At 37.6% G+C, this 16,094-nt stretch carries 14 protein-coding genes and 1 pseudogene; 4 read left to right on the top strand and 11 right to left on the bottom strand.

Features of this window, described 5'->3' with window-relative positions; genetic code table 11:
- Positions 1 to 23 precede the first annotated feature (23 nt).
- The gene (locus tag FCL46_RS21885) at positions 24 to 1,223 is read right to left on the bottom strand and encodes a capsule biosynthesis protein (protein ID WP_136808904.1); all 1,200 of its coding nucleotides are present in this window, start codon (positions 1,221 to 1,223) and stop codon (positions 24 to 26) included.
- 67 nt (positions 1,224 to 1,290) lie between these two features.
- A complete protein-coding gene (locus FCL46_RS21880; protein ID WP_136808905.1) occupies positions 1,291 to 1,713 on the bottom strand; it encodes a hypothetical protein in 423 nt (140 codons plus the stop codon).
- Positions 1,714 to 2,196: 483 nt separating this feature from the next.
- On the opposite strand from FCL46_RS21880, the gene FCL46_RS21875 reads away from it, so the two are divergent.
- The 4 genes from FCL46_RS21875 to FCL46_RS21860 all read left to right on the top strand — a co-directional run bounded on the left by FCL46_RS21875 (position 2,197) and on the right by FCL46_RS21860 (position 5,043).
- Positions 2,197 to 2,718 (top strand): hypothetical protein, encoded by a 522-nt coding sequence (locus tag FCL46_RS21875; protein ID WP_136808906.1) that lies wholly within the window; start codon positions 2,197 to 2,199, stop codon positions 2,716 to 2,718.
- Between the two features lie 126 nt (positions 2,719 to 2,844).
- Positions 2,845 to 3,771: a hypothetical protein gene (locus FCL46_RS21870; protein ID WP_136808907.1), complete on the top strand. Its 927-nt coding sequence runs from the start codon at positions 2,845 to 2,847 to the stop codon at positions 3,769 to 3,771.
- 2 nt (positions 3,772 to 3,773) lie between these two features.
- Positions 3,774 to 4,589: a hypothetical protein gene (locus FCL46_RS21865; RefSeq protein WP_136808908.1), complete on the top strand. Its 816-nt coding sequence runs from the start codon at positions 3,774 to 3,776 to the stop codon at positions 4,587 to 4,589.
- Positions 4,590 to 4,686: 97 nt separating this feature from the next.
- Entirely contained in the window at positions 4,687 to 5,043 is a 357-nt protein-coding gene (locus tag FCL46_RS21860; protein ID WP_136808909.1) for a hypothetical protein, read from the top strand.
- Positions 5,044 to 5,720: 677 nt separating this feature from the next.
- Here the strand turns inward: FCL46_RS21860 and FCL46_RS21855 are convergent.
- The 9 genes and pseudogenes from FCL46_RS21855 to FCL46_RS21815 all read right to left on the bottom strand — a co-directional run bounded on the left by FCL46_RS21855 (position 5,721) and on the right by FCL46_RS21815 (position 16,015).
- Complete coding sequence (locus FCL46_RS21855) at positions 5,721 to 6,467, bottom strand: hypothetical protein (RefSeq protein ID WP_136808910.1); 747 nt, start codon at positions 6,465 to 6,467, stop codon at positions 5,721 to 5,723.
- Positions 6,468 to 6,622: 155 nt separating this feature from the next.
- Positions 6,623 to 6,790 (bottom strand): integrase core domain-containing protein, encoded by a 168-nt coding sequence (locus tag FCL46_RS28940; protein WP_136808911.1) that lies wholly within the window; start codon positions 6,788 to 6,790, stop codon positions 6,623 to 6,625.
- Positions 6,791 to 7,173: 383 nt separating this feature from the next.
- Positions 7,174 to 8,131: pseudogene (locus FCL46_RS28935) on the bottom strand (IS30 family transposase).
- 287 nt (positions 8,132 to 8,418) lie between these two features.
- The gene (locus tag FCL46_RS28930) at positions 8,419 to 9,264 is read right to left on the bottom strand and encodes a beta-1,6-N-acetylglucosaminyltransferase (protein WP_136808912.1); all 846 of its coding nucleotides are present in this window, start codon (positions 9,262 to 9,264) and stop codon (positions 8,419 to 8,421) included.
- Positions 9,254 to 10,138 carry a glycosyltransferase gene (locus tag FCL46_RS21835; RefSeq protein ID WP_136808913.1) on the bottom strand — a complete coding sequence of 295 codons (885 nt, stop codon included), beginning with the start codon at positions 10,136 to 10,138 and terminating at the stop codon, positions 9,254 to 9,256. The genes FCL46_RS28930 and FCL46_RS21835 overlap by 11 nt, the downstream gene beginning before the upstream one ends.
- A gap of 394 nt (positions 10,139 to 10,532) precedes the next feature.
- Positions 10,533 to 12,608: a beta-1,6-N-acetylglucosaminyltransferase gene (locus tag FCL46_RS21830; RefSeq protein ID WP_167505967.1), complete on the bottom strand. Its 2,076-nt coding sequence runs from the start codon at positions 12,606 to 12,608 to the stop codon at positions 10,533 to 10,535.
- Positions 12,609 to 12,610: 2 nt separating this feature from the next.
- Entirely contained in the window at positions 12,611 to 13,630 is a 1,020-nt protein-coding gene (locus tag FCL46_RS21825; RefSeq protein WP_136808915.1) for a glycosyltransferase family 2 protein, read from the bottom strand.
- A 15-nt stretch (positions 13,631 to 13,645) separates the two neighbouring features.
- Positions 13,646 to 14,461 carry a hypothetical protein gene (locus FCL46_RS21820; protein ID WP_136808916.1) on the bottom strand — a complete coding sequence of 272 codons (816 nt, stop codon included), beginning with the start codon at positions 14,459 to 14,461 and terminating at the stop codon, positions 13,646 to 13,648.
- A 93-nt stretch (positions 14,462 to 14,554) separates the two neighbouring features.
- Positions 14,555 to 16,015, bottom strand: a complete 1,461-nt coding sequence (locus FCL46_RS21815; RefSeq protein WP_136808917.1) for a hypothetical protein — start codon at positions 16,013 to 16,015, stop codon at positions 14,555 to 14,557.
- Between the last annotated feature and the right edge of the window lie 79 nt (positions 16,016 to 16,094).

The following is a 16,094-nucleotide window of genomic DNA, read 5'->3' as shown; positions in this document are numbered from 1 at the left end:
CAAGAATGGTTGCGATGCTATAACTAACAATGTTTCTCGGAAGAAAAATCAGGGAATCTTCCATAGAAACCACCATTCAGCTGTGTGTGTATGATTACATAATTGCGAAACTTTCTAAACAATCTACGATCAGGCATAACGAATTGCGTCCAGAAATCATCTAGTTTCATGCCTTTGCACGTCAAACCTTCTATATCGTATATAGCTGTTCCAAGTGCAATAGTGGGAGTCCCGTGAAAAAGAGAAGACAATCCTACTGTAGAATTAATTGTTATAGTGCCAATAGCCTTTTTTAGGCATGTCGGTAGATGCACATCAAAAAGGGTAAAGACTCGATCTTCAACCCCATGTTTACTGGAAAGATCTGAGATGAGTTGTTTATAGTTGCTCATGCCGCGTTCCATGGGATGATGTTTGATTACAAGGTAAGTTTCTGGGGGGGCATACTTTGAGAAGGAAGTGATAACTTCTGTGATAAATTCTTCTATGCTTGAGAAATCTGAATATTCAGTGAGTTGAAAGTCTGTTCGTGTTTGTAGAGGAACAAAGTAATAAGTGTCATTTATTAGGGAGGTTAGCATCTTCTCGAAGTGTCTCTCTGTTATAGAGAGACTAAATTTTCGGATGAAATTTCTAAGTCCAGAAAAAAACTCTTTTCCAAGGTTAAGAGACCTGTGGTGAATGTAGTGAGGATAGACAGGCTTAAAGCTCGCAGTTGCGAGGTAATATATGGTGGCTAATAAAGCCATTTTTAAAAATCGGTTCTCTGCAGCACTCTCAGAACCAGTAGGCCTGATTTGCCACTTATTATAAAAAGAAGGATCTTTTGGCAAGCCACTGTCACCATTAACACCATTCTTTTCAAGGGTTATGTAGTTCGGCCTTATGTAACCCTCTTCGAAGACGTAAACCTCTATACCAGCTTCCTGAGCAATTTTGATTGCTGCTTTATGGTATTGACGGCAATTCCCGAATAGAAATATTTTACTAATAGCGAAATCTGAAATGAAATTAGTGAAGAATGGTTCCCATTCAGAGAGACTGGCAAAAAAGTTGTATCTGTTTTCGGAATCACTGAAAAGCCAGTCGCCAGCGTTAAAGCAAATTGTATGTGTTGTTGCTCCATGTGAAGAAAAATGACGACTGAGGTTACGGAAAAAATAACCCATTGGGCCTTGAAGAAATAGTATTTTTGATTGCGAAATCGGACCAATTATTTTCATGGGAGAAATATCAATTGAGAAGGAAAAGTCAATGTAGTTAGTGTGAAATTGAAGAGCAGGTTGATTGCTACTGAGACTTTTCGATTTGTAGCTGTGAAGAATTGAGTTCGCATGGGATTGTTTTTAAAAATTCACTCATCAATTCACATTGTTCGATCTTTAAATCATCTACCCTTGTTTCCCTATTAGCAATATGTGTAAATTCGAGATTGAAGAGTTCTACTGACTTTCCAGATATTCCTTTGGCACTGGCCATCACAAGAATGAGCCTACCTGGCTGTTTGTCGTTGATAACATACATGAACGATGAAGTTATGTCTGTCTTTGTTCCATCAGTATAGATGAGCAAGTCGGCAGGGTAGTTGAGTACGATCTTAAGGCCTGCCAATTGTTCGGCTTTATCAATTTCTATTGAGAATCGGGGAGAAGGTGCCGTATCGATACGTACAATTTCTATTTCTGCAGCACTTACCACAGTGCGTAAAGACAAGAGTCCAAGTGTAACTATTAATATTGACAGAAATTTGAGAGTTGATTCGCTTTGTGAAAACATAATACGATAAGAAAAATTGAGTGAATGAAGATGGTAGTAAGTACGGCATCGTTAATGATTATAAAAGGAAAATCGTAGTTGTTAGTCAAGGTGCTGGCTATCATCTGCATCTCTGTATAATCTTTTATTATTGAATTTTCCAGTATTGTGTCATGAAAGTATTCAAACAGCCTCTTGGTGCTAATAATGATATTAAATATCCTATTTAGCATTGAGGATATAGCTGATAGATGATGAGTAACAGTGGAGGGCATAGAAATAAAAAAAGGCGAATTCTAAGACTGAGTAGATGACAAACATCTTCCTGCTGTCGTTTTGTGCATTCCTTTAGATCTATTGATAATTCAGCAGTTTTGGCATAATTAGCAGTCTTTAAGATCTAGTAATTAGATATTATGTTGTTTGCTGGTGTGTAGTTATATGAGGGAACGGGTTGAAAATGCTTCGTACTTATTGTTGCACAGAATAATCGGAAATGATATATGTGCCTTAAATAATTTATTTAATCAAAGACTCAGATGGAACGCTGGCATGCGAGTTAGGATTATTCTCATTACTACTGTTTTTCTATATGCTATCTCTATGCAGGCATCATTGCGCTTGCCTGGTGAGAATCATAGTGACTTGAGAACTGTTGTCCAGCTTATGCAAAAGCTTTCAGACTCATCAATATCAGAACAGTTAGAGTTTCAGGCTGTATTTATTGCCTCACTCAATGCACTGCGTTCTACAGCAAGCAATGTAATTATTATTGAAGCTACTGATGGAGGTCCTTATCAGCAGCCTACGATTTTAATAGTAGAAACTAAATCTCCATATCTCTTGCCTGAAATAATACAGTTGTCAGCACCAGCAAGTGGTATTGTATTTAATTTCAGTGTAATAGGGTCACATGAGTCATTGATCATAAAACCACCCACTCCCCCCCCATTGATTAGCTGATATTATATTTAGGCATTGTATCCGAAGTAAATAGGTGAAAGCATTTTTTATATGCTCACTGGAAAGCAAGAATTTCACGATGTTTCTTAATGTTGATGTTGTTTTAATTTAGAATAGGAAAAATACATGCAGAGAAGAATTTGTAGCAGTTTGTTTGCTCTTCTATGTGTGACATCTCTGAGTTTTGGAGTTGCCCATGCTGAAGACAAGACGTTGTCTCTTGTCTCAACAACTGGGCAAAGTAAAATAACAGTGAATGAGGGCGACCCCATTGCAATTGAGGTTCGGATTGATAATGCTTCGATAGTTGCCGGGGCATCATTCACTGTTACTTACGATACAGCAAATTTAGCACTCACGAGTGTTGATAGTTCTTTTTTCGGAACGTTCGTAAGTCAGAATATCCCAACTCCATCAGGTCAGGGATATGTCACAGTAGATAATAAAGATTATGACCGACCCATTGTAGATAATACTGTCAGTGGACTCCAGAGTAGTGTTACCACAGGGAGTATGCTTGCAGCAGCAAAGGTTGAAAACGGGACGGGTTTAAACGTCAAACTTTTCACCTTGAATTTTACTCTTACTGGGAGTCCGGGAACGTATCCAGTCTCTATTATCCAGTCAAAAATCAGTAATACTGATGCTGGATATAGTGCCGATGGGGAGTTTATCCCATTTCTTGTAGGTATAGGCACGTCTGGTACCTACCCGGCACATAGTGTTTCTACTGTTAATCCCGCTTCACTTGTAATTAGTCCTGCAATTCTCGACGCGGATGGAGACAAAATCGATGATGATTGGGAGATTGCTAACGTACCGCTGGGTACTCCTGGTGATCCGTTAGATGTGTTCTCTGAAAATGGTGACTACGATGAGGATGGATACTCTGATTATCAAGAATATCTGAATCGTGATAGTCAAGATCCTGAAGGTAATGCATTTGATCCGACTGTGGTAAATGCTCCAGGTGGTGATGGCTATGGAATGCAATCAGATGGATCAGCAATAGTTCCAGCTCTTCTTATTATGCTCGATCTAGAAAACGAGTAATTATGAAGTATTACATTTTTTTGTTGTTTGTCATTTGGCCTCTAGCAGGGCATGCAGATGTTACTGGAGATTCATGGGTCAGTCAGCCTGTTTCGATTTTAGCCAAGAATGAAACACTTGGAAGTGTTCTTGGCAAAATTTCATTCAAAACAGGTGTTGTAATTGTATTTGATCAGGAACAGAGGGACATTCCGGTATCTATTGCGTATAAAAATATGCCGTTACGGACAGTATTATCTAGGCTATTTGCCCATCAAAATAAGAGCATGATTTTTAATGTTGAAGAGAAAATCATTACAGTTAAAACATTTGGTGCAAAGCAATATGTCTGGACTGCGCGAGATCGTAACCAGATGTCCTTCCCCCAGGAAATGACTGCTGAGGAAGTTGAAGAGTTGCATGATGAACAGTATCGTGAGTACCTGGCAGGCTTGAGTAATGATTATGAACTCATGGAGAATGGTATGACAAGAAGTGAGTTGACTGTCATGCATGATCAGCAATATGAAGACTATCAGAACTTGAAAGAGGATGGCGATAGTTTACTCGAAAACGATTTGACTAGAGACCAGCTTTACACCATGCATATCCAGCAGTATGAAGAGTACAAGTCAGAAACTGAAGATGACAGCGTGATTTTCGGTGATGACATGATGACGAGAGGAGAGCTTCGTGAAATGCACTATGGTCAGTATGAGAGCTATAAAAACAGCCTGGCTGACAGGGGTACATTTCTTGAGGATGGCATGTCTAAAAGTGCATTGAGCGAAATGCATGTTCAGCAATATAAAGAGTATAAAAATAACCAGCAAAACTAAACCTATTGATCTTCGTATTTAAAGATAGCCTACTCTTAGTAGGGGGGGGGCTTCTTCAAAGAAAATATGAAAATCACAAAATTGAGGAGAAATAAATATGAAACTGTCAAAATATGTAGTTGGATTAGTCGGAATAGTAGCCAGTGTACTTCTTTGGGGTGGTATGGTGTCTGCAGCAACTAGCTGTACTTCAGCGACAATCGAAAGTATTGTAATTGTACCTGAACTGGAAAGCGAAGCAGTAAGTAAATATGTTATTACTCCAGATTGTGATAATGCGTCTTGGGACTCTATTGAAGAAAGCAAGCTACGTGAATTTGTGCTTACCAAAGATATTGGCGCGGCGGGTTATGCTCTTGCTCTAACTGCTATGAGCACTGGAAAAAAGGTGTCATTTACGGTCCAAAGTACAAATTGGCGTTCTTTAGTTACACGGGTTAGAATTCTTAATTAAGCAGAGTATTGCTGGCTCCTAATAACAGAAGGGTCGGGTGAGTATGTTTTTTGGAAGACTCTTCTGTTATTTATTGCAACTGACTAAAACCGGTTTATGCCAGTTGCTCCCGTTTTGTGAATGGGACTGGTGGTGCTCCTCTCATTCTTGGTAGCAATCAAAACAAAGTTGTCTTGACTTGGCCTTGGCAACGATATAACCGCTGCCTACCACATCGGAATAAATGTGGTTTATGCCTCCAGATCCACCTTTTCATGACGTGTTGTTGTCGTGTAAAATCATCAAGTGTCATATTCGGCTGGGAATTATTGAATTTCCACAATCATTGCGTTCAAAAATCTTTCATAGCATTCAAGCGGGAAATGATATATTGACCGAGCCAATCATGTTGGACGAAACGGGAGCGTCCATTAAAATCCTACCACATCTGAACACCGTTCACTGATGCGGCAAGAACGGACTACTCTCGATGATACAGAATTATGGACACTCCCTTGAAATCCACTTAAAACGTCGAAGAACCAAAAAAAACGAGGTCGTTTATCGTTGTCAACTTCTTTTGACTCTAGATACCTCTGGTCTTTTTATAAGCCACGAGGTGAAATCAAGTGCAACTAACTTCACTAAAGTTCTCATAGCCGTTGAAGTAGGATTTCGCGGGTGGGTTAACTACTCTCTTAAGTAGTGAGTCCCCCTGTATCAGATTGGCGAAGGTAGGACTGTAACTCTTCATAGTTCACAAATGACTCTTCTAAAGGCTTAGTATGCTGTTTTATGTAATCAGATTTTAGAGATTCAACTGGCGTTTCTGAACCAAGAAATTTCAACATCTGTGCTAGTTTCTGAGAGTCGAATAATTCTTTGTAGTCAAGGGCGAAGCAACTCTCAGGATATGCACATCTTAACTTGTCATTGCGGGATAAATTATGCTGGTATGTCTTCATGTGATTCTCAAAACGTTCACGATTGAAAGTAACTAAAACCGGTTTCGCTGAATTATCTCTTTTCTTTTGATTTGCATGTAATGTCCAAATGTTGGTGATCCGTGCACGTTCAAGCGATGCATAGGTTTCTATCGGATTACGTACGAGGAAAATCTTTTTCCAGTCAGCAGAATTGATCACATTGTTGACCACTGGTTTGTGGCGTGAAACGTCCCGATAGAATGTTTTAAAACCCATAATTTTCTTCGGGGTTAGATTGCGCAATCTACGAACGAATTTGAGTGGAGCATCGTTTCTTTTCTCAATGTCAGAACGTTGTATATTAAGTTTATCTGAATACGATTTTTTCAATTCAACATTGTTTTTTTTAAAAATTTCACCATGGCACACTATGTCTGAGGCACTATCTAGTAAACCTGTTAGGTAGTAAGATCCTGACCTCGGTGAAGTAATTATTACAAATTGTGAAACCTGTTTCATGTCTTCCTCATAATGAGTTTTAATCCTCAAAAGGATCGATATTAAATAGTGTGTTAAGTTTAATGTTAGAAGCGAGTGGCTCCTCTTTTAGGACCACTAGTTGTACTTTTTAAGTTTACATCTTACAGCTCAGGTTGGTATTGCCCCTCTCTCCTTCAGGGAGAAAGGCTATTTGGTTTTAAGACGGCTTTGGGTAATTTATCGTAGTATGCCTCATTCGGTGTAGCATCGGAAAGCGACGAGTGTGGTCGGTTACTGTTGTATTGATACATATATGCAGCTATTCCCTTTGCTAGTTCTCTTGGATTGTCATACGATTTCATGTAAATATCCTCATACTTGAGACTTCTCCGGAATCACTCAATTGCTAGATTATCGAGCCATCGCCCCTTACCATCCATACAGATGGATATGTTTTGTTACTTCAGGCAATTATTTCATTCGTAAGAAGTGAACCGGCAACCTTGATCGCTATTAAGTATTTGAGGATTTGTATATTTATTTAGTGCTCTTCGAACATATCGCAAACAGATACATGAAACCTATGCCTCATAGGTATATACGTTATATCGAATACCAATACCTGATTGGCTCTATTAATAGCTAGCCCTTTCAAACGATATTGGTAAATTCCTGAGGGTCCACAAGGTCTCGTCGATCATTTTTTTGGATAAATACCGTCAATCCCCATTAGACGCAGCTGGATTTAAGTAATAATTGCAACACGCCTGCCAATAAAGGCTTCCAATGGGGTAATGCAACCTAATATTTTTTGTGGAGTTAAGTTTAACAACAAAATTGAGTCATCAATTTCTTTATCTGTGAGAGTTGCGCTGTTGAACTTTTGGGCAAGAAACGCCTGATTCTACTATTAGTATTTTTATTGTTTCCTCGTTGCCAACTAGCATAAGGCTTAGCAAAATATATTTTAGCACCTGTTGCCTCTGAAACACGAGTGTGGGCCGAAAATTCCTCGCCGTTATAGAGAGTTACAGTTATGATAGTGTGGACTTTACTAAATAACTCAAAAATGGCATCGGCAACGGCTTCCTTAGTATTTTTGAACACTCTCTTTACTAGCGTGAATCGACTTGATCGGTCTACAAGCGTCACCAGATGAGCATTTTGGCCATGCACGGTATCTCCCTCCCAATCGCCAATACGCTCTCTAGCCTCAACCAACTCAGGTCACTCCTTGATGTCAATTCTATCTGGGATTAGTTTTACTCCAGCTTTTTTGTTGCGTTTCCAACCTTTCCAGCGCTTTTTGCCAAATCGCGGGAGGCTACAGTAGAGCTTTCCGCCTTGGTCTCGATCCTCTTCTATTCGTCTATAAATCGTTGTGTGACAGAGCTAGTCAAGAGGTTGAGTTTCCATCTTTAATCGCTGAATAATGGTTTCTGGTGTCTAACCAAGAGTCAACGGCTCGCTGATGATAACGTCTGTTGAAACTCTTCGCTTGTTGGGTTTTAAGGCTGTTTTTCTCCGACGTTCACTCAGCTGGTGGGCAACTTGGGGGCTATAACCGTCAGCCGATGTGTTTCTCCGAAGTTCCCGACTTACTGTGCTATAGCTCTGAGTGACATCACTGCCTTACGAAGAGCGGAAAGCTGGTATCTTGGTTCTTGAGTGAGTTGCTGGTAGTGTTTGTTTTGCTTATTCATTAGAGGCCTGTTTTAAGTGTGAGAGCTGAGAACATGCCTTCAACTCACTCACTTTTCAAACTTCAGTCTGTTGCACTTATTCTACTAATCCAGCACTTTGCTTATTTTTGGTAATTTTTTTTAGCATATATGTGTTTTTTTATAAATAAGAAAGATATCAGACTTAAGAGGTTATCGGAAAAATATTGCACGTGATAGTAATGTGTATTGTAGCAAACATTCTAATCGACGTATTTTTAAACATCAGTCTTTGAAACGGAACGTACCACTCGAGATCTTAGATTATATTAAGGGACTTTTCTAATAAAGTAATGGTTCCTAAAATTGAAATATTTAAGACTTTCTTTTGGAGTAATAGTTGGTCTTCCAAGGTTGTCAAAATTGTAATATGTTAACGAGTGATTTGTTCTTTCTATTGCAGCAGTGTTTAGAATAATCAATGATTGAAAGAAGCATTCATCAGGGATCCAAACGCGTTTGAAGAAGTTAATAATGATTTTGTCTTTGGAGAGTTTGAAAATATGTGAGACTGAAGTTGCAGGTAAACACCACCATTGACTCCCAAAATATATTCGTTCTATTGGAGATGGTAGTTTGTGTTTAATACCAAAAAAACGCTGCAACCAATACGTGCGACGAAAAATCCACGGTTGTGTTTTGAAATTAAAAAAATGACGATATAAATATCTGTCCTCTCTCATTCCTCCTTTAATCCATTGAGCATCATTGCATTCTATAAAAGCTGTACCTAAATTTTTAGTAAGAAATGACTTGAGGTGGTGAAGAGGTCTTACCGGATAGCAAGATCCGCTTAGGAGGTAGTAGTAGTCACAATTACTTAAGTTGGTTAACCCATATTCCATCAAATTCAGTGTTGCCTGAACTATGCTAAATCCCCCCCAATTGCACTTAATTCTATTCTTTCCTTTTAGGATGTGTATGCGTTGCATTGAAATACAGGATTCTTGTAAATTTTGAAATTCTCCAGATGTCGAGTTGCGATCATAGTGAATAATTATATTACAGGTGGGATCTTCGGAATGTAGTCTAGTAATTAGTCGTAGTAATCTGGCAGGATTATTATGTGCTAATATCAAAAAACCAATTTTGATGCCTTGGGAGTTATGAGTCACGTTCCATTAACCGTTTTAATTTAGAAAAATTGCGTCGATGCTGATAATATCCCCACACCTTACGCTTTGGGTGATATAAATGTACGATCACGACCCCAGCTTTAAAAGCTTGTTCTCCGTAAAGTGCAAAATATGCTCTAAATCCACGATAAGAATGAATTGGTCCACTACCAGTGTTGATGCTATAATCTACAGGTTTTTTACTGATGGGGTAGAGTTCTCCCAAACGGTGTAATAACTCAAAATCCTCAGCACCGTGGCCATAATAGGACTCGTCATGACCACCAAGCTTAATAAGCTGCTGCTTATTGATGACTATGCAAGAACTTCCTTTAACGAAATGCAAAATATTTTCGTCTAGTTCTGGAGCACTATTTCTGAATGACCATTTGTTAAAGTTGAGCTGGTCACCAAAATCATTTAGATACCGTGTAGTGCCATGTTCATTTAAAAAAGCTACTGGGACACAGAAGAAATTCTCAGGTTTATCGGCTATATTTCTTTCTGCAATAAGGCTAGACAATTTTTGATATAGGATTGCTGTTCCGATAAAGTCAACATCGTGAAAAATTACAACCGAAGATTTAGCAGCAGCTGCACCTGAGTTCCGACTTCTTGAAAGCGAAAATCGGCGCCACCTAGTGTTAAGTGAAATGCACAAAGCATCAGGTCTTTTGGGAATATTTTCGTGAAGATATCTTCTAACGGCGGAAGAGCTACCATCATCTACAACAATAACTTCAAATATATCAGGAATAACTGTCATAAGACGATTCAGCCTTTGGAGGGAATCCTCGCTTGTTTTACGGGCTCGAATAGGAATGACAATGGTCGCTACTCTTTTTGGCTGTTGATCAAAAGGTGAAATGCACATATGAAAAGGCTATTGAGTATAATGTTGAAGTTGGGGAAAGTAGGGTGAAATGGACTCCTCCTATTCGTGGTAGCAGTCAAAAATATAGTTTTCTTAACGTGACTAAGCAACGATTTCAGCGTTGCCTACCAACGGCAATAGGCATTTTTTCATTTAGCATTTCCTTTTGCGAAATTGACAAGAGTGGTAACAGAAAAAATGGTGCTCATGTCCCCCACCCATTATCTGCCTCTTCATCTAGGTTTTTAGATAATAGGAGATATGACTTCTGACGAGTGTGCTTATTGGAGTCTTCCACTTGTATTTACTAAAATATTGGCTTCAATTTGTGAAGGAACTCTTAGCCTAAAAATGATATGTGTATACTCAAATTCAAAAGTAATAGTATTCGTGATCAATTTCTTTCAATGAAGTTAGAAATATGGTCTTGGATTAGATCTATATTTTCATTGTTTGATTTTTCATAGTGACAATTGCGATCAGATAAAATACTGTCGAGTTCTGGTTGATAATTATGGACATTATAATCAAGGCCATTTAAATTGAAGTAAAAATTATGTGATTCATTGTCTAATATCTCTGGGTTAATAGTGATGTCGAGAACTAGTAGGTCTTTTTTCCACCGGAGCGTTTCTAGGAAATGTAGATGTTTAATTCCCACGTGAATAAATAGAATATTGCATGGAGAGAGTTGAGAGCAAATATGTGCAACATCCGCCAATAAGTAATGCCAATCGAATGTATTGGAGTCAGTTGATAAAGCGTTAAAGAAATTTTCAATAATTTGGGTGTTGTAGTAATTCTCAATTTTATTTTTAATTGAATTGAGAACGGTATCTGTACAGGTGAGAACTACAATTTTACACTCAATTGATTTTATGAAATCATAATGGTCATGGCCATGTTTTAATAGTGATTGTTTTTTTTCGTTTTCTCTATGCATTGCTAAAGACATACGGATATGACGTAATTGATTTTTTTTACCGATGTTGCTATCTATTATATTTGTTAATTCGGTAATAGACAATCGTGTTAAGTCACAATGTCTTTTTATTGTCATGTTGAGTATTATACTTTGTAAATACAAATCAGAAAGGATTGATTTGTTGATTTTGTCGATGTTACTATGATCGAGTAGTATGATATTTAGGTTCTTTTTCCATCGTAAAATATCAAGATACTCTAAAGAATCTTCACCTATCGAGAAAACAATTACTTTACCTTGTTCCGTTAAGGAGATCTCACCTAATACTAACTGCCATTCATGTCGAATTAACTTAGGGTTGGACATGTCAATGGGTAAATTCTCATGGCAAGAATAGCCCTTGCAAACTTCACTAGAATCAAATAGATCTCCGTACACTACAGTTTTGTCTAACCGATCCAGTTGATTGAGTGCCTGATTCTTCAAAGAAGTATCATTACAGCAAACGACTACAATTCGGTTAGGAATAGATTTGACATAATCATAGCAGTTTTCATGTCTTGTAACTAATGAATGCCAGGATTTATCATTACAATGATTTTGTAATTTAATTCGCTCGACATAATCAGTATGTTCCATAACACTCTCATTAAGTAGTTCTGAGAACTGCCTAATATGCATCGAAGCTATTGATGTCAGTTTTTTTCTAAGTTCAAACGCACGATGGGACAATTTGCGAACAAAAAATTTATTTTCTGCTAGTAGTTCGGGATAATCATCATCGTAGTATACGCGCGGTATACCCCAGGAGTTAAATGTATAGCGTGTTAGAGGCCTTGAGACTATTTCATTCTTTGCTATTAAGTTGGCTACCAGGGTCTGAAAAAATAACTCATCTGGGACCCAGGTTTTTTTAAAGAAACGACATAAATTTGAATTGTCATCAATTAAAGAAAGTATTTTGTGTATTGTCCCTCTCCTTAAACACCACCATTGAGAGCCCATGTGAGCAATATGGTTCAATGGTAGCTTGCGTTTGATACCGATTTTTGACTGTAACTTAAGTGAGAGATCAAAGAGTGACTGATTGTAACGCCAGTTGAAGAAATGATATTTTTCCCATCTTGGTTCTTGAATACCATCCTTGACCCAGCGGTGCTCAAGAGCATTAACGGCCTCGATGTGATCATATGGGTTAGCCTCTAAGTGTTTTGCAAGCAGTGCTATAGGCTTAACAGGCATGCAAGAGCCAGAGATAAGCATATAAAAGTCACTGTCATCATTCTGCTTTCTGGCAAGATCGAGACAATTTAGGGTTGCTTCAATTATGGACCATTCTCCCCAGCGAACTTGAACCTTAGGTGCTATGAATAAATTACCTCCAAGGTCTGCTATTCCCCATTTTTCAAAAGATTTTTCAAGATCGCCTGTGCCATTAACATCATGATGTGCAAAAACATTAGCTCCTGCAGCCAGCAGACTGGTAATAAGTGGCCGTAACAAATCTGGTTCTTCGTGAGCGAGTAAAACAAATGCAACTTTCACAACTACCACTCTCCTTGGTTAATGAGTCCGATTTTTGTAAGTGTCCGCCAGTTTTCGAAATGAGTTGAAACTGCTGGATGGTAAAGACGGTCATTATTGTCAATAATCTGTCCATACTGTTTATATTCAGCTGAATCATTATAGTGTTGCTTTGCATGTAACTCATATTTAACTTTTTTATCAAGCTCACTAATGAATTTGAAATGTAATAAGGCGCCTGTTATGGTTCGAGCGTCAATACAGTTGTTCAATCGTCTAGGCAAAGCCATATGCATTGAAGAAGTATAAATATAATTCCATTTCCATTTTATTAACGGAATTTTGTTTAGGGCTGGGGCGCTATCTGGTGTATTACATGAGAAGATACGTCGACGAACTCCGCCTTGTACGTATAAGTTGCGCATATCAGGGTTGTACTTTTTTGTGTATCCATTTTTGTCAAAATACTGGCAGGTGTTTAAAGGATTAGTACCTGGAACATATACTGTTTCAGATACCGGTAATTTGCTGTACATGTCAGTCATTACCGTAAAGAAAGAATCTTGACGAATAGATGAGAGGTACTGCGTCAAATCATAAAGATCACGCGTTTCCATGTGTGGATATATGATGAATTCATCTGGATCGCAAGTTAAACACCAATGATCACGGCCATATGTGAATAGCAAATAATTAAGCCAGTGCATTCCGAAGTTAGAGTTTTTGTAACTGCCTTCAGTATGGAAACGGGTGACATCATTATAGGACTCAAGTAATTCTGCAGTGTTGTCGGTTGAATTGTTATCAACAAATAAAAAATGATTTACACCAAGCTTTCGATAATAATTTAAAAAATATTCTAATCGGTGAGCCTCATTTTTCATCGTACAGAATAATAAGATATCTGATGGTTTAATGTTTCTGCGATTATCCTGTTTTAATACCATTTCTTTGCTGGCACGGTAAGCTTCCTTGTAAAAAGGATATATTTCTTTCGCCCAATTGTATTTTTGTAAAATAAACTTGCGGATTGTTTTATACAAGGTTCTGTTTCCTTTTTACTCTGTGCACAATGTAGTAATATCCATTTTGTAGTTTTCTTTCAGTCGAAGAGAGAGCGCAGGGCTAAATGGAGTTATCGAATTTTGTTTTGAAATCTGCACATTATTATCCATCATATTTAGTATCTTTTTAGTCATACGGCGTGGATAATGTTGAGCGAGATGCTCTAGAATTTCATAAGACTCACGAGAAACCTTGGCGCGCTTTATTGATTGATTAGAATCTGCCTTTTCTAAAACAATATCAGGGATTCCGATTAACTTTTCAAAATATTCGTCTTCTCTATTGAATATAGATTCAAAACACTGGACTTTAATTGATTTTCCAGATACCTTTTCTATCAATCTAACCAATGGTTTCCATGAGAAATTCCGAATGAAGAACTCATCATAGTATTCATTGAATGACAAAAAAGAAAAATGTCTTAGATATTCAATATAACGCGAAACCATGTAGCTTTCAGGGTCTCGTATGGTCAAATATATATCGATGTTTTCATTGTTAAGTGACTCAATTAAATTTCTAAGTCTATGAGCTACATTAGGGTAAAGTCTGTTGTTTCTTAGCTTGTTGGTACCACCAATAAAATTTTCATCAGAAAGAATAAAACGTTCACAACCAGATATTTGTGAAGTTAACTCTGGGTCTAGTGTTAAATCTTTATCTAGTTTTGATGTAATTAGTCTACGAGTATCATTAAGTCCTAAGTAAAAAATGCCATTTGCAGCAAGAGTATCTTTTGAGTTTGAAAGACGTGATTGAATGTAAGTTGTTGCTGTTTTATGGACACCTAAATGGAGTGTTATTTTCATGAGGTATATATCCTGAATGCTTTTGCGGGAATAAATTATGTAAGAAAGAAAAGTAATAAATACGATTGGCTAATGGTTTGTAAAAACGAGATATTATTCACTTTTCTCTGCTAGAGAAATAGTAATTCGGGTAAAAGATAAAGGTGGTAATGTTGCATTTATTTGTTTTTCTTTAAAAAAGGCAGGAATATCTATGATTGTCCCCCAATGATCTTTAGTGTCAACCAAACTTTTTGCAGATGATATGTGGTTGATTTTCTCAGGTTCATGAATATTTAATATAAGAGAATTAGGTTTTCCAGTTTTATTCAATAGAAATATGTGCAACTCTTTTTCATTTATTGCCCCAAAACCATATGCTGATATACTTCCACCTTCAATTTGGATTAATTTCATACCTTGTGCAACTGAGATTAATTCAAAACCGTAATGAATTGGATTCATACGGTTTCCATTCTTTGTGTCAATTAGTCGTTTTTGCTCGCGATCTGTTCCACCTTTTCTGTTAGCAGGTACGTTTGACCAGAAAGAAGAAGTTTCGAAGCGACCAATAAATAAATCCTGAAGAATCTCGATTGCAACTAAACTATAAATGTAACGGTTATAATCAATAAAAGGATCACGTACAAATTGTGCTAAACCGTATTCATTGTTTGCTACTTTAAATTTCGGATATCCCATGGAGACGGCAGTTGCTCGAAGCAGTTCTGCTCTTTTACTAAAACTGCCATGTGGATCGGTCTGAATAGGGTATTGGTTTTGCCAATAATTAACATCTACTGAGTAATTACGTCTTTTTCCGCCAAATGGCCATTTAGTATGAAATTCAACACCATCAGCATAAATTCCGGCAATTCTAAGGAAATTTTCAAGTCTTTTTGGAGTAATATGATTGTCGTTCCAAAATAGAATTGCTTCGGGGTCAATCTTCTTTATTTCTTTTGCATGCATTACAAATGCCTTTGCAGCATTATCCCTGTTACCAAAAAAAGCAGGACCAAAATCCTCGTTACCTAAATAGTAGTAACAACCACGGTAACCTTTAGAAACAATATATTTTACTTGATTGACGGCACGTTTGATGCTTTCCCGTTCACGGCCAAATCGATGTCCTGAAAAAATATTTATACCGATAAGTGGTTTTATGCCACTTACATCAACAAAATGAAGATATTCATCAAGACTCATCCAATTTGCTGGATCGATCGGTTCGGGAACGTTTGGGTCCCATGGGTCCTCTTCCTGATAGCCGGTTGGGTTTTGCCAGTCCCAATATTTAATCGTATTTCCACCTGGAAATCGACCAGTACTGACGCCTGCTTTTTTGGCCCATTTTGCGATATCGTCGTTTGAATAGATGGCATCTGCCTCGTCATTATATACAAAGTGAATGCCCACCAAGTGCTTACTCAAATAACCTTTATCGTGAGTCAGTGAAAGGCTGAGTTCATTAGCGTTACTTGGGGTAACGAAAAAACAGGATATAATAATAGCAATATAGCAGGGAAGGTTAAGTGTGAATTTTGATCTAATAATTCCTTTACAGTTTGGCATGACAGATATCTAAAAATCCTTAATAAGTATTGACGCGATCTCTTGTTGATTAAAATATAAATTATATAGCTCTGAAATT

Origin of the sequence: Desulfosediminicola flagellatus, from assembly GCF_005116655.2 — a bacterium.
Lineage (GTDB): Bacteria > Desulfobacterota > Desulfobulbia > Desulfobulbales > Desulfocapsaceae > Desulfopila > Desulfopila flagellata.
Note: the sequence above shows the minus strand (reverse complement) of the source record. Positions and strands in the feature narration are given on the sequence as shown.

Bases quoted from the DNA above. Each gene is read 5' to 3' on its own strand.
- FCL46_RS21875 (WP_136808906.1), top strand. From the start codon at position 2,197: ATGAGGGAACGGGTTGAAAATGCTTCGTACTTATTGTTGCACAGAATA.
- FCL46_RS21860 (WP_136808909.1), top strand. From the start codon at position 4,687: ATGAAACTGTCAAAATATGTAGTTGGATTAGTCGGAATAGTAGCCAGT.
- FCL46_RS21855 (WP_136808910.1), bottom strand. From the start codon at position 6,467: ATGAAACAGGTTTCACAATTTGTAATAATTACTTCACCGAGGTCAGGA.
- FCL46_RS21815 (WP_136808917.1), bottom strand. From the start codon at position 16,015: ATGCCAAACTGTAAAGGAATTATTAGATCAAAATTCACACTTAACCTT.
- FCL46_RS21865 (WP_136808908.1), top strand. From the start codon at position 3,774: ATGAAGTATTACATTTTTTTGTTGTTTGTCATTTGGCCTCTAGCAGGG.
- FCL46_RS21835 (WP_136808913.1), bottom strand. From the start codon at position 10,138: ATGTGCATTTCACCTTTTGATCAACAGCCAAAAAGAGTAGCGACCATT.
- FCL46_RS21885 (WP_136808904.1), bottom strand. From the start codon at position 1,223: ATGAAAATAATTGGTCCGATTTCGCAATCAAAAATACTATTTCTTCAA.
- FCL46_RS21870 (WP_136808907.1), top strand. From the start codon at position 2,845: ATGCAGAGAAGAATTTGTAGCAGTTTGTTTGCTCTTCTATGTGTGACA.
- FCL46_RS28940 (WP_136808911.1), bottom strand. From the start codon at position 6,790: ATGAAATCGTATGACAATCCAAGAGAACTAGCAAAGGGAATAGCTGCA.
- FCL46_RS21820 (WP_136808916.1), bottom strand. From the start codon at position 14,461: ATGAAAATAACACTCCATTTAGGTGTCCATAAAACAGCAACAACTTAC.